Annotated in this window: 13 protein-coding genes; 5 read left to right on the top strand and 8 right to left on the bottom strand. The window is 48.9% G+C overall.

Features of this window, described 5'->3' with window-relative positions; genetic code table 11:
- Window positions 1-51: 51 nt before the first annotated feature.
- The 3 genes from C2M17_RS05735 to C2M17_RS05745 all read right to left on the bottom strand — a co-directional run bounded on the left by C2M17_RS05735 (window position 52) and on the right by C2M17_RS05745 (window position 3,980).
- The gene (locus tag C2M17_RS05735; RefSeq protein ID WP_105199907.1) at window positions 52-1,308 is read right to left on the bottom strand and encodes an aromatic amino acid transport family protein; all 1,257 of its coding nucleotides are present in this window, start codon (window positions 1,306-1,308) and stop codon (window positions 52-54) included.
- 183 nt (window positions 1,309-1,491) lie between these two features.
- Window positions 1,492-3,066, bottom strand: a complete 1,575-nt coding sequence (locus tag C2M17_RS05740; RefSeq protein WP_105199908.1) for a peptide MFS transporter — start codon at window positions 3,064-3,066, stop codon at window positions 1,492-1,494.
- A 113-nt stretch (window positions 3,067-3,179) separates the two neighbouring features.
- A complete protein-coding gene (locus tag C2M17_RS05745) occupies window positions 3,180-3,980 on the bottom strand; it encodes a UDP-2,3-diacylglucosamine diphosphatase (protein WP_105199927.1) in 801 nt (266 codons plus the stop codon).
- A 46-nt stretch (window positions 3,981-4,026) separates the two neighbouring features.
- Between C2M17_RS05745 and C2M17_RS05750 the strand changes: the two genes are divergently transcribed.
- Window positions 4,027-4,431: a hypothetical protein gene (locus tag C2M17_RS05750; protein ID WP_158683984.1), complete on the top strand. Its 405-nt coding sequence runs from the start codon at window positions 4,027-4,029 to the stop codon at window positions 4,429-4,431.
- 79 nt (window positions 4,432-4,510) lie between these two features.
- On the top strand, window positions 4,511-4,738 hold the full coding sequence (locus tag C2M17_RS05755) for a DUF333 domain-containing protein (protein WP_105199910.1): 228 nt from the start codon (window positions 4,511-4,513) through the stop codon (window positions 4,736-4,738).
- Window positions 4,739-4,799: 61 nt separating this feature from the next.
- Here C2M17_RS05755 and C2M17_RS05760 read toward each other — a convergent pair whose 3' ends face one another.
- The 4 genes from C2M17_RS05760 to C2M17_RS05775 form a co-directional block, all read right to left on the bottom strand.
- The gene (locus tag C2M17_RS05760; RefSeq protein WP_105199911.1) at window positions 4,800-6,527 is read right to left on the bottom strand and encodes a proline--tRNA ligase; all 1,728 of its coding nucleotides are present in this window, start codon (window positions 6,525-6,527) and stop codon (window positions 4,800-4,802) included.
- Between the two features lie 72 nt (window positions 6,528-6,599).
- Complete coding sequence (gene tsaA / locus C2M17_RS05765) at window positions 6,600-7,307, bottom strand: tRNA (N6-threonylcarbamoyladenosine(37)-N6)-methyltransferase TrmO (RefSeq protein WP_105199912.1); 708 nt, start codon at window positions 7,305-7,307, stop codon at window positions 6,600-6,602.
- A gap of 166 nt (window positions 7,308-7,473) precedes the next feature.
- On the bottom strand, window positions 7,474-7,950 hold the full coding sequence (locus C2M17_RS05770; RefSeq protein ID WP_105199913.1) for an acyl-CoA thioesterase: 477 nt from the start codon (window positions 7,948-7,950) through the stop codon (window positions 7,474-7,476).
- Between the two features lie 271 nt (window positions 7,951-8,221).
- Window positions 8,222-9,868 carry an electron transfer flavoprotein-ubiquinone oxidoreductase gene (locus tag C2M17_RS05775; RefSeq protein ID WP_105199914.1) on the bottom strand — a complete coding sequence of 549 codons (1,647 nt, stop codon included), beginning with the start codon at window positions 9,866-9,868 and terminating at the stop codon, window positions 8,222-8,224.
- 230 nt (window positions 9,869-10,098) lie between these two features.
- On the opposite strand from C2M17_RS05775, the gene C2M17_RS05780 reads away from it, so the two are divergent.
- From C2M17_RS05780 to C2M17_RS05790, 3 genes are all read left to right on the top strand, one after another.
- A complete protein-coding gene (locus tag C2M17_RS05780; RefSeq protein WP_105199915.1) occupies window positions 10,099-10,851 on the top strand; it encodes an electron transfer flavoprotein subunit beta/FixA family protein in 753 nt (250 codons plus the stop codon).
- Window positions 10,848-11,774, top strand: a complete 927-nt coding sequence (locus C2M17_RS05785; RefSeq protein WP_105199916.1) for an electron transfer flavoprotein subunit alpha/FixB family protein — start codon at window positions 10,848-10,850, stop codon at window positions 11,772-11,774. Before C2M17_RS05780 ends, C2M17_RS05785 begins: the two co-directional genes overlap by 4 nt.
- A 244-nt stretch (window positions 11,775-12,018) precedes the next feature.
- The gene (locus C2M17_RS05790; protein WP_105199917.1) at window positions 12,019-12,330 is read left to right on the top strand and encodes a DUF2845 domain-containing protein; all 312 of its coding nucleotides are present in this window, start codon (window positions 12,019-12,021) and stop codon (window positions 12,328-12,330) included.
- Window positions 12,331-12,467: 137 nt separating this feature from the next.
- Here the strand turns inward: C2M17_RS05790 and C2M17_RS05795 are convergent.
- On the bottom strand, window positions 12,468-12,667 hold a 200-nt coding region (locus C2M17_RS05795), incomplete at its 5' end, for a tyrosine-type recombinase/integrase (RefSeq protein ID WP_158677933.1).

Raw genomic sequence — 12,667 nt, forward strand, 5'->3', positions numbered from 1 at the left:
TCCACCTGCTATGCGGGTGGATTTTTTTTAAAGGCATTGAACAAAGTTAAATTAACTCAACAGGCTATATACCAAAGCAGACACTGCCAGTGCGCCCACTAGCAGTACAAACAAGGTACTCAACTTACCGCGATACTGCGCCAGTGCTGGAACCTTATAAACGGCAATCATGGGCATGATAAAGAGGATCATGGCGATAATAGGGCCGGAAATCGCTTCCATCATTCCCAGTATGCTGGGGTTATAGATGGCACAAATCCAAATCGCTACAAACATCAAGGCTACACCCAGTTTATCGGCGCCGCGATAGCTTAATGACGAGTGTTTTACTACCAGGCCATTAAAGCTTTCACGAGCACCCAAAAAGTGGCCGAAGAAAGATGAGGTAATGGCAACAAAGGCAACCAGCGGGCCAACATAGGCAAGCAGCGGGTTGTTATAGGTATTCGCCAAATAAGAAAGCACTGAAATATTGGCTTCCTTGGCCGCTAGCAGCTCCTCGCTTGATAGTGCAAACACGCAGGAAAACACAAACAGCAGGACAAAGCTTATCAGCATAATGGCCGTGTACTTTAAGATCTTGTCTGATTTGGCGCGAGCATGTTCACCGTAGTGGCGACGCTGGGCATTGGCAAAGCTGGAAATTGCGGCGGCGTGGCTAAATGAAAAAACGATCACCGGTACCGCTAGCCAGAGGTTGGTCGCCAGCTCAGGGGCGCTGCTAATGTCCATTGAGGGCATTTGCCAGTGGGGAATAAGGTACAGGGATAGGCCGAACAAGACCGCCACCAAGGGGTAAACCAAAAATGCGAAGGCACGCAACATCAGCTTCTCGCCGCCTAACATCACAGCTACCATGGCCGCCACCAGGACACCTGAGAGCACTGCACGCGGCGGTGAGCTCATACCGAGCTGATTGACGATAAAGTCATCCACAGTGTTGGTCAGGCCTACGCCATAGATCAACAGAATCGGGAAGATGGATAGAAAATAGAGTAGGGAGATCAGGCGCCCTGCGGTGGCACCAAAGTGTTCCTGCACCACATCGGTAAAATCACTGTCATCCTTCTTTGACGAGAGCACGAAGCGCGCTAAGCCTCGGTGTGCTAGGTAGGTCATGGGGAAGGCGGCCAACGCCATAATCACTAAGGGCCAAAACCCTCCTAAGCCTACATTTATGGGTAAGAATAAAATACCCGCGCCGACGGCGGTGCCAAAAAGGCTAAGCAGCCAATGGGTGTCATGACGATTCCATGAACTTGCTGTTGCCGAGGCGCTGGCGCCAAGGACTTGGTGAGAGGAGTTCATATACTACTACCTGATACTGCATAAAAATTCGGGGCAATGATACCTAATATGCCAAAACAATTCATACTTATGCGTAACAGAGTGTATTTTTATGTGACTGGTTGGGCCACTAAACCGCGCCTTGCTTGCTTTTGCAATGAAAAAGGCCTCTGAATTCAGAGGCCTAGTTAGATTGGTTATTAATTACACTTTTTGCTCTGCGGGCTGTTCACTGGGGTTGTCATCAAGCATGGGCTCATTACCGCCGTTGGCGCGCTCCCAAAACTTGGCTTTAAAGTTAATCAGCACCAGAACAATACCCACCCCTATGCTAAATAGCGCGATTTGCATGTATAAGCCTGGGATTTGCTGGACATTTTCCGGGTCGAAAGAACCGGCCAATAAGCCCGAGATAATATTGCCGATGGAATAGGTCAGTACGAAGACCCCCATCATTTGACCAACATAGCGGGCTGGCGAGAGGCGACTCACGGCACTGAGGGCCACCGGACTTAAACAGAGCTCCCCCACGGTATGCAGGAAGTAGGTGGTAATAAGCCAGTAAGGTGCCACTTTTAAGCCATCTGCGGCGTATTGCGCGGCAAAAAACATCACTAAGAAACCTGACGCCATGATAATCAAGCCTACGGCGCATTTTACACTGTAGGAAGGGGTGATCATGCGTTTGGCCATATTAATCCACAGGGCGGCGAAAAACGGCGACAAAATAATAATGAAAATCGAGTTGGCCGATTGGAACCAGGCGGTAGGGATTTCAAACGTGCCTAACATTCTGTCAGTGTAGTCACGGGCGAATAAGTTAAGCGATGAGCCCGCTTGCTCAAAACCAGACCAAAAACAGGCAGAGGCCACACACACCAAAAACAGCGCCCACATCCGCTGTTTTTCACTGTCGCTGAGCTCACCCATAAAATAGATATGGCCAAAATAAATAAAGAAGGTGATGGTAAAGACGATGGCCACTGAGCCGGCTAAGGCAACCGGATTGATCACCAGCCAGCCCTGATAACCGGCGACAACCGTGAGTGCGACAATAGTGATAAAGGCGCCTATGATGGTCCAGGCCAAGGACGCGCCTTTGGCCGACAGTGGATTGGCGGGCTTGTCATTAATGCCGGCAATATAGCCCTGGCTCATTCGGTATTGCACCAGACCTAAGGCCATGCCCACGGCGGCCGCACCAAAGGCCCAATGCCAGCCGACATTTTCCATAAAGTAGCCGCATACGCCGTACCCTATCATGGAGCCGATATTGATGCCCATGTAGTAAATGGCGTAGCCACTGTCACGGCGTTCATCTTCGGTTTGATAAAGCTGGCCGACCATGGCGCTGATATTCGGTTTTAAGAGACCGGTACCTGTGGCCACAAAAATCAAGCCGATAAAGAAGGAACTGTGGTGGGGAATGGCGAGAATAATATGCCCGCACATAATAATAATGCCGCCGTACCACACGGTTTTTTGTCCGCCGAGGAGGCGATCTGAGATCCAGCCACCAGGTAGGCCTAAAAAGTACACAGCCCCCGTATATAAACCATAAATAGCGGCGGCGGAGGCGACGGTGAAGGCCAGGCCTTCTTGTTGCAAGGAGGCGGTCATAAAGAGTACTAGCATGGCGCGCATGCCGTAATAACTCATGCGCTCCCACATCTCGGTAAAGAACAGGGTTTGTAGACCTTTTGGGTGACCGAAAAACGCAGTATCCAGCTTGGCGTCTCCGGCCACGCTTTTTTGCGTGGATAATTGCTCGTCAGACATAGATTCACTTCCATTATTGTCGTTATAGTGAACAATTATTAGTACGTTAATTAGCCGTGAGATGCAACCTTGGCCATTTTTGACGGATCAAATCAGGCCAAGGTAAGGTTAATTTAAGCCGCCTTACTGTTCACTTCAGCAAGGGTGTTGGTTGCCACCACATGCTGTGTATCAGACCAGTGTAGCAGCTCCATGCGACCATGCTCGTTTTCGACTAGGGCAGTGCAGTTTTCTATCCAATCGCCGTCATTACAATAAATGATGCCATCGCTGACACGTAGTTGCGGCTGATGTATATGGCCGCACACGATTCCGTCGTACCCTTGGCGCTTAGCTTCATGGATAGCGGCATTTTCAAATGCGGTTATCGCCGCCTGTGCCTTATGAACCCGCGCCTTGATCCAAGATGCCAGTGACCAGTAATTACCACCATAAAGGCGGCGAAAACGGTTATGCCAACGATTTAAAAACAGCAAAAAGTCATAGGCGGCATCGCCTGCGACTCGGATAAGTCTGTTGTAGCGGGTCGCCGAGTCGAAATCATCCCCATGGAGAATTAAAAAGCGCTTGCCGTCATCCGTGGTATGCACAAACTGACGATGCACTTCCACCCCCATAAGGGTGTCCTGGTCGTAACGGCGAAAGGTTTCATCATGGTTGCCCGGCACATAAATAACGCGAGTGCCTTCATCGGCTTTGGCTTTTAGGGCTTCAAGCACATGGTAATGGCTGGGATGCCAGAAAAAGCGTCGTTTCATCGACCAAAGGTCGACAATATCACCGACTAAATAAAGTCGGTCGCACTTTATGCTGTTTAAGAAGTCCAATAGATATTGAGCCTTACAGTCTTTATAGCCCAAGTGTACATCTGATATAAAAACGGCTCGGTAGTAGGTGCGCTTATTCGTATCCATAATCAGGTTCATCCCAGAGTAATAGAATCCAGCCTAGGAGGCGCGAATGACAATAAGAAGTCTAAAAAAAGAACAATCTATGACAATGCTGGCGCTGCTATTGTTGTTCTTTCTCGGTGGATGCAAGTCCACTCTAAGTAGTGGCGACGCATTTGTCGGTGTCGACTTTATTAACCGCACCGGGGTGGCGTTGAGGGACGTTAAGCTGGCGGTGTTAGAAGGCAGCACGGCTCATGTCAGTTGCACTCATGTTGATACTGCAGCCCAGTGCGGCACGGGATTCCCGGCGCACAGCTACCATGGCGAACAGTTACGTTTAAGCTATTATCAAGGTACGGATCTTAAAAGTCATGTGTTTAATATCAAGGTGCCCGAAGAAGGGGCTCAGTTTTATCGAGTGCAAATTCGTGTAACGGCACTGGCACCCGATGTATCGGTATTAAAGCAATAAGAAATAAATAACAGGAGTTAGTCAATTTGCGTTAGCTGCAAAATTTGATGTGGTAATACCAAGGATTAAGGAGGCACAGATGCGTGTAGTTATAATGCTAGTGTCACTGTGTGTTGTTGCCGCTTGCGAGCAGCAGCCAGCCACCGAATTGCAGCCGGGCGATATGGGCAATCCAGCGATACGCTTTTGCGTTGAGCAGGGCGGACATTACCTAAGTGAAGGTAGAGCTGCTAATCGGCGACAGTATTGTGTCTTGGATGATGGCACTAAGGTCGATATGTGGGAGTTTTATCGAGACTATCAATGACATTAAAAAAGCCAGTCCTGAGACTGGCTTTTCTTTTGCTTACTTAGTTGCGCCCTGCGACCTAGTCTTGTTGCAGCTGGGCAACAATAGCGGCCACCGCATCGTCGATTTTAAGCATGGTTTTCTCACCGGTACGGCGGTTTTTCAGCTCAACTTCGTCGTTATCCAGGTTACGCTCGCCAATAACCAGGGTATAAGGCACACCTAGCAATTCCATGTCGTTAAACATTACGCCCGGGCGCTCTTTACGGTCGTCAAACAACACATCCACACCCGCTTGTTGCAGCTCGCTGTAAAAACGCTCGGCAATATCAGGAATACGGTGTGACTTGTGCATATTCATAGGCACAATGGCTACCTCGAACGGGGCGATATTCTTAGGCCAGATAATACCGTACTGGTCGTTATTCTGCTCGATGGCAGCGGCGACCACTCGGCTAACGCCGATACCGTAACAACCCATGGTCATGATTTGGTTTTTACCGTCTTCACCCAATACGCCGGCATTCATTGCTTCTGAGTATTTGGTTCCAAGCTGGAAGATATGACCCACTTCGATACCGCGCTTAATGCTCAGGGTACCCTGACCACAAGGGCTTGGATCGCCTTCAACCACGTTACGGATGTCGGCAACTTCATAGCCAGTTACATCGCGGTCCCAGTTGATGCCGCTGTAGTGCACATCATCACTGTTGGCACCGGCAACAAAGTCAGCCATTACTGCCGCACTGCGGTCAACAATGATTGGCACAGTTAAGCCTACCGGGCCAAGTGAACCAGGACGAGCGCCAACGGTGGCTACTATGTCTTCTTCTTTGGCCATTTCCAGCGGTGAGAACACACCGGCCAGCTTTTCGGCTTTCAATTCGTTCAGTTCATGGTCGCCACGCAGTACTAAGGCTACCAGACCACGCTCGCCTTGCTCGTTTTCTTCGCCATATACGAACAGAGTCTTAACGCCGCGATGGGGTTTTACACCATAGTGCTCTTTTAGCTCGGCAATGGTTTTGGCATTAGGGGTGTCGAACTTTTGCAGCTCTTTGCTTGGCTCAGGGCGTGCCTCTAGAGGAGCCAAGGCCTCTGCCTTTTCGATGTTGGCGGCGTAATCACTGCCGTCACTAAAGGCGATGGCGTCTTCACCAGACTCGGCCAGTACGTGGAACTCATGCGAGAAGCTGCCGCCGATAGAGCCGGTATCGGCCAATACAGGGCGGTAATCCAGACCCAAACGGTCGAAGATATTACAGTAAGCCTGGTGCAGCTTTTCATAGGTCTGCGCCAAACATTCTTCGCCTAGGTGGAAAGAGTAGGCGTCTTTCATCATAAACTCGCGTGAGCGCATGATGCCAAAGCGCGGGCGAATTTCATCGCGCACCTTGGTTTGAATTTGATACAGGGTGATAGGTAACTGCTTATAGCTGCTTACTTCACGACGAATGCAATCTGTGATCACTTCTTCATGCGTCGGACCCAAGGCAAACGGGCGATTATGACGGTCTTCAATACGTAGTAGCTCGGGGCCATATTGCTCCCAACGACCCGACTCCTGCCATAGCTCGGCGGGTTGGATAATGGGCATCAGCATTTCGATGGCGCCGGCCTTGTTCATTTCTTCACGAACAATGTTTTCTACTTTCTTAAGTACTTTTACCCCGGTCGGAAGCCAGGTGTACAGGCCCGAGGCCAATTTGCGGATCATCCCGGCGCGAAGCATAAGCTGGTGGCTTACCACCTCGGCATCTGAAGGCGTTTCTTTCAGGGTCGCAAGTAAATACTGACTGGTACGCATGAAGGTTCCGTTTTGTTATTAGTAAATAGATATGGGCGCTAGTTTAGCAGCGCTGCGCCCGTGGGCAAAGCGCTAAAGTGGCGATATTTGCTCGACATGATTATGCTCGCCGTCAACCTGCCAGCGAATATTAAAATCATACAAGGTCATGCCGTAACTTTGCGTCCCTTCTTTGTTTTTCTTATAGGCCGGACGTGGGTCCTGCTGCAACACTTGGGTAATAAAGGTTTCTAGTTGCAACGCCGGATCAAGGGTAGCGATAAAGGCCAGAGCCTGCTCGGAAAAACTGACCGTCATCTGAGTTTGCGGGCGGGTGTCGGCAAAACCGGCGCTGGCATCGGGCAGAGCGTCGGAATAAGGCAGGTAGGGCTTAATATCCAGCACCGGAGTGCCATCAAGCAGGTCGACGCCACCGAGCTGTAATGTGACTTGGCCGTTTGCATAATCAACACCAAGCAGCTCCACCGCACTCATGCCTATGGCATTGGGGCGAAAGGTGGCGCGGGTGGCAAACACACCTTTGCGCGCATTACCGCCTAAACGGGGCGGGCGCACCAAGGCCGAATAGCCTTTATCTGCGGTTTCATGAAAGCGAAACAACACCCAGATATGGGTGAATTCTTCAATGCCGCGCACAAATTCTTCGTGATTAAACTCGCCCGTCAGCACCAACTGGGCGCGAGCGGTATCCACTAAGCGTGGCTGCCTGGGAATGGCAAACTTTTGTTTATAGGGTGAGCGGATATGGCCTATGGCGTCGATGGCAAAAGATGTGGTCACGGCAATACTATTAGGTGTTAAATAAGCGCGCCAGTGTATCGGCGGCGCCGGTTAAATTCAAGGGCTGGCGCGAGCCTTAGGTGCCAGCGACAATATTAAGGCTAGCCCTGAGGGCGGACCCTGAAGGCAAACCCTGAGGGCAAACCCTGAGGGCAAACCCTGAGGGTTAACCCTTGTCCGTGGTTTGCTGCAGCAGGTTTTCCGTTTCTATGGCGATTTCTTTCATCCGTATGGCATAGGCTTCGAGGCGTTTTTGCTCTGTGGTTTTGGCGACAAACTCGGGGACTTCTACCGGGTAGCCGGCTTGATCCATGGCGACAAAGCTGATCACGCAATGATTGGTTTCCACCATGTGCTGGGTTTTTGGGTCGCCACAGCGCACCTGAATAAAGATCTGCATACTGGTTTTGCCGGTGTGGGCGATACTGGCCTCAACCTCAATCAGTTGGCCAACAAGTACAGGGCGGCTGAATTTGACCCCGGCCACTGACACGGTCACACAATAATGACCGCTCCAACCAGCGGCACAGGCGTAACCGGCCTGATCTATCCATTTCATTACCACACCGCCATGCACCTTGCCGCCAAAGTTGACGTCGGTGGGCTCGGCTAAAAAGCGAAAGGTCACTGATTGTTGTGGCATTGTTCTTCCTCGGCTGCGTAAGTGCTTATTAATAGTATAGTAAATGTTTGAATTTGGGCACAAAAAAGGGGCTGACGCCCCAGTTGCAACTTAGGATGTAGAAAAGGTTTATACCAATTCTGTTAGGTATGTGATCAGAGATAGCGCTGGATAAATGAGATGATCACAAGGCGGAATTTTTCTTATGTAGTTATTCTACATCGAAAAATTCCAACGCCGTGAGCATGATATTTAGCCCGCTAGAATGATTAGCTATTTAAGTGAATTGGTATCACATATTTGGATAGTTTGGACCGCCGGCACCTTCTGGTGTTACCCAGGTGATATTTTGACTCGGGTCTTTAATATCACAGGTTTTACAGTGCACACAGTTTTGCGCATTGATCACAAATTTAGGCTCGCCTTCGGTGCTATCCACTTCGTAAACACCCGCCGGGCAATAACGCTGTGCCGGTTCATCATAACGGGCCAGGTTCACCTTGATAGGGATACTGGCATCTTTAAGTTTAAGATGACAAGGCTGCGATTCTTCGTGATTGGTATTGGATAAAAATACCGACGACAATTTATCGAAGCTTAGCTGGCCATCCGGTTTTGGATAGTCGATTTTTGGCGTCTGAGCAGCCGGTAACAAGGTGGCGTAATCCGGAGTATTATCCTTAAAGGTGAAGGGTAATTTACCGGCAAACAGGTTTTGATCTAGGGTGTTATAAGCACCGCCAAAGAACTTACCCAGCTTATGCATGGCCGGACCAAAGTTACGCGAGCGGTATAACTCGTCATACAACCAGGACGCTTCAAAACGCTCTGCAAAATCCGTCAGTTCCGTGTGTTCTTGACCCGCTTGCAGGGCTGCAAAAATGCTCTCTGCGGCTAGCATGCCAGATTTCATCGCCGTGTGATTACCCTTGATCTTGGCAAAGTTCAGGGTACCGGCATCACAGCCTACCAATAAACCGCCAGGGAAGTGCATCTTAGGTAAAGAATGCAGACCGCCTTTGGCAATGGCGCGGGCACCATAAGCCAGGCGCTTACCGCCGCTAAGGGCATCGGCAAACACCGGGTGATGCTTCATGCGCTGGAATTCATCAAATGGACTTAGGTGTGGGTTTGAATAGTTCAAATCTACGATTAAACCAACCACGACCTGATTGTCTTCGGCATGATACATAAATGCACCGCCGCTGGTATCACCGGATAAAGGCCAACCCGTACCATGGATTACTTTACCTTCCTGGTGTTTATCCGCATCTATCTGCCAGATTTCTTTAAAGCCGATACCATAATGCTGCACCGAGCTGTTCGCATCCAGGGCGAATTGATTGATTAACTGCTTGCCCAGGTGACCACGGCAGCCTTCGGCAAAGATGGTGTACTTGGCGCGCAGTTCCATGCCCGGCATATAGCCCGGCTTTTCGTTGCCGTCTTTGTCCAGACCCATATCGCCGGTAATAATGCCTTTAACCGTGTCGTCTTCGATAATAAGGTCATGGGCACTAAAGCCAGGGAAAATTTCTACCCCAAGCTGCTCGGCTTGCTCGGCCAAGAAGCGACAAACGTTACCCATGGAAACAATGTAGTTACCATTATTATGGAAGGTTTTAGGAACCATAAAGTGGGGCAGGGACTTGGCGCTTTTCTCGTCGTTGAACCAATAGATCTCATCCTCGGTCACTGCTGTGGTTACCGGAGCGCCTAGCTCCTTCCAATTTGGCAACAGCTCGTCAAGGGCCTTGGTTTCAAATACGGCGCCGGAGAGAATATGGGCACCGACTTCCGAGCCTTTCTCTACCACGCATATCATTAATTCTTGTTGTTGTTCTTGTGCAAGCTGCGCAAGTTTAATGGCGCTGGCAAGGCCGCTAGGCCCTGCGCCTACGATCACCACGTCAAATTCCATGGTCTCACGTTCTACCATAATAATCCCCTGCTATTGATGACGGTCAAAGTGTTACGAAATGCAAATTAATCGTTACACAAAAGATAGTGCTCCAAGGTTATTTTAGGTTGACGTTTACGTCAACAGGAAGTACGCTGATTTCATCAAAATAAATAAGTTTACGTTAACGTCAGGTTGTGGTGTCAAAATAGTGATTATGCGGGTTTTAGCCGTATCCCCACCTTCCTGCGTCTCTATTAGGAGCATATATGAAAGTATTAGTGCCCATTAAACGTGTAATCGATTACAACGTAAAAGTACGCGTTAAGGCCGATAAAAGTGATGTGGATTTGGCCAATGTAAAAATGGCGATGAACCCATTTTGTGAAATTGCCATCGAAGAAGCCATACGTTTAAAAGAAGCGGGTAAAGCGACTGAAGTAGTGGCCGTTACTATTGGTGATAAATCCGCTCAAGAGCAATTGCGCACCGCATTAGCCTTGGGTGCTGATAGCGCTATTCATATCGAAACTGAAGATAAGCTGGACTCTCTGCATGTGGCCAAGTTGCTTGATAAGGTCATTGACGAGCAGCAGCCAGACTTGGTGATTTTAGGTAAGCAAAGTATTGATGCCGATAATAACCAAACAGGTCAAATGCTGGCAGCACTGCGCGGTTGGCCGCAAGGCACCTTCGCCTCAAAAGTAGAATTAAACGACGGCAAGGTGAATGTGACCCGTGAAGTAGACGGTGGTCTGCAAACCGTGGCACTAACACTACCGGCGATAGTGACAACGGATCTGCGTTTGAACGAGCCTCGTTATGCATCTTTACCTAACATCATGAAGGCTAAACGTAAGCCGTTGGATGTTAAAAATGCTGCCGACATGGGCGTTGATCTTACCCCTCGCGTGCAATTGGTAAGCGTTGAAGAGCCAAGTCAGCGTCAAGGTGGTGTGATCGTTGAAGACGTAGCAACCCTGGTCAGTAAGTTGAAGAATGAAGCGAAGGTGGTGTCATGAAATCATTAGTTATTGCTGAACACGAATACGGTCAACTAAAGCCGGAAACGGCAAAAACAGTGCATGCGGCCGCTAAAGTTGGCGCCGATATCGACCTACTTCTGATTGGTGAAGGCTTGGAGGCTGCGGCTCAAGAAGCAAGCACTATCAGTGGCGTAAGCCGCGTTCTGGTAGCCGATAGCGCTGAGTACGCTCATCAACTTGCGGAAAATTGTGCCGACCTAGTGGTTAAGCTCAGTGCCGATTACAGCCATATCTTCGCCAGCGCCACCACCACGGGCAAAAACATGATGCCACGTGTTGCCGCGTTACTTGATAAAGCGCAGGTATCGGACATTATCGACGTAATCGATGCCGAAACCTTTAAGCGTCCGATTTATGCCGGTAATGCCATTGCTACGGTTAAGTCGTTGGAGTCTCAGCACATCATCACCGTACGTGCCAGTGCCTTTGATATTGCCGAGCAGGGCGGCGGCGCACCGATTGAAGCCATTGCTGATGTGATTGCCTCTAGCAACAGCGCATTTGTATCAAAAGAGCAGACCGAGTCTGAGCGCCCTGAACTTACCGCTGCCGATGTGATCATCTCGGGTGGTCGTGGTATGCAAAACGGTGAGAACTTCAAACTGCTTGAAGGTATTGCCGATAAGCTAGGTGCCGCCATTGGTGCTTCTCGCGCCGCGGTAGACGCAGGTTTCGTACCTAACGATATGCAGGTTGGTCAAACGGGTAAAATCGTTGCTCCTAACCTTTACATTGCCGTGGGTATTAGCGGTGCCATTCAACACCTGGCAGGTATGAAAGACTCTAAGGTGATTGTGGCCATCAACAAAGACCCGGATGCACCTATCTTCCAGGTGGCCGACTATGGTCTGGTTGCGGATCTATTCGAGGTATTACCTGAGCTTGAAGCCGCTCTGTAATTGATCCTAGATAAAAAAAGCCTGTATAAGCTATTCTTATACGGGCTTTTTTTATGTTGATTTTTATACCAATTCTGTTAAGTATGTGATCAGATATAGCGCTGGTTAAATGATGTGATAACAAGGCGGAATTTTTCTTATGTAGTATTCTACATAGAAAAATTCCAACACAGTTAGCACGATATTTAGCCCGCTAGAATGATTAGCTATTTAAGTGAATTGGTATTATCTACAAGGAGAGTATATGAAAAACGTCATCTACTTATTGCTGATTTTTTGCAGCGCTATGGCGCTTGCGGGGCAAAGCTTCCGTTTGGCGGATGGCGACCTGGTTTATACTGGTATGAATAAAATAGAAATACTTGATAAGCTGGGTGAGCCGTTAATGAAGGATGTGCAAAGTATTGGCGTAGACAAAGGCGATGGTTTTGCTGGTAAGAAAACCGAAATTTGGTCTTATCGATTGCAAGGTGATATTGGCGGCGAATACTTGGTATCTGTCACCTTTAAAGGCGATAAAGTAACAAGTATAAATTCCAAGCAACGTAATCGTTGATGGATAACTGTGAGAGAGTAATAAAGTCTCATACCAAGTAATAAAGATTCATACTGAGTATTAAAGTATCATACTAAAATGGCAGCGATCGTAATCGATACGCTGCCATTCCTAAATCGAAAATGCCCCAAAATAAGCTAGAAAATTTTGCTCAAAGGGCTAACAACACCGTTTGCGCCTTGCTGTAAAACATGAGTATAAATCTGAGTGGTTTTAACGTCTGAATGACCCAGTTGACTTTGGACTGTGCGAATGTCTGCTCCTGATTGCAAAAGATGAGTCGCGAACGAGTGTCTAAACGTATGTGGTGTAATTAACTTTGTAATCCCCGACTGTT

The organism is Pseudoalteromonas sp. T1lg10 (assembly GCF_002964545.1).
Classification (GTDB): domain Bacteria; phylum Pseudomonadota; class Gammaproteobacteria; order Enterobacterales; family Alteromonadaceae; genus Pseudoalteromonas.

Coding starts and splice junctions, on each gene's coding strand:
- C2M17_RS05770 (WP_105199913.1), bottom strand. CDS start 7,950: ATGCCACAACAATCAGTGACCTTTCGCTTTTTAGCCGAGCCCACCGAC.
- C2M17_RS05755 (WP_105199910.1), top strand. CDS start 4,511: ATGCGTGTAGTTATAATGCTAGTGTCACTGTGTGTTGTTGCCGCTTGC.
- C2M17_RS05750 (WP_158683984.1), top strand. CDS start 4,027: ATGACAATAAGAAGTCTAAAAAAAGAACAATCTATGACAATGCTGGCG.
- C2M17_RS05790 (WP_105199917.1), top strand. CDS start 12,019: ATGAAAAACGTCATCTACTTATTGCTGATTTTTTGCAGCGCTATGGCG.
- C2M17_RS05735 (WP_105199907.1), bottom strand. CDS start 1,308: ATGAACTCCTCTCACCAAGTCCTTGGCGCCAGCGCCTCGGCAACAGCA.
- C2M17_RS05775 (WP_105199914.1), bottom strand. CDS start 9,868: ATGGTAGAACGTGAGACCATGGAATTTGACGTGGTGATCGTAGGCGCA.
- C2M17_RS05780 (WP_105199915.1), top strand. CDS start 10,099: ATGAAAGTATTAGTGCCCATTAAACGTGTAATCGATTACAACGTAAAA.
- C2M17_RS05785 (WP_105199916.1), top strand. CDS start 10,848: ATGAAATCATTAGTTATTGCTGAACACGAATACGGTCAACTAAAGCCG.
- C2M17_RS05740 (WP_105199908.1), bottom strand. CDS start 3,066: ATGTCTGACGAGCAATTATCCACGCAAAAAAGCGTGGCCGGAGACGCC.
- C2M17_RS05745 (WP_105199927.1), bottom strand. CDS start 3,980: ATGGATACGAATAAGCGCACCTACTACCGAGCCGTTTTTATATCAGAT.
- C2M17_RS05760 (WP_105199911.1), bottom strand. CDS start 6,527: ATGCGTACCAGTCAGTATTTACTTGCGACCCTGAAAGAAACGCCTTCA.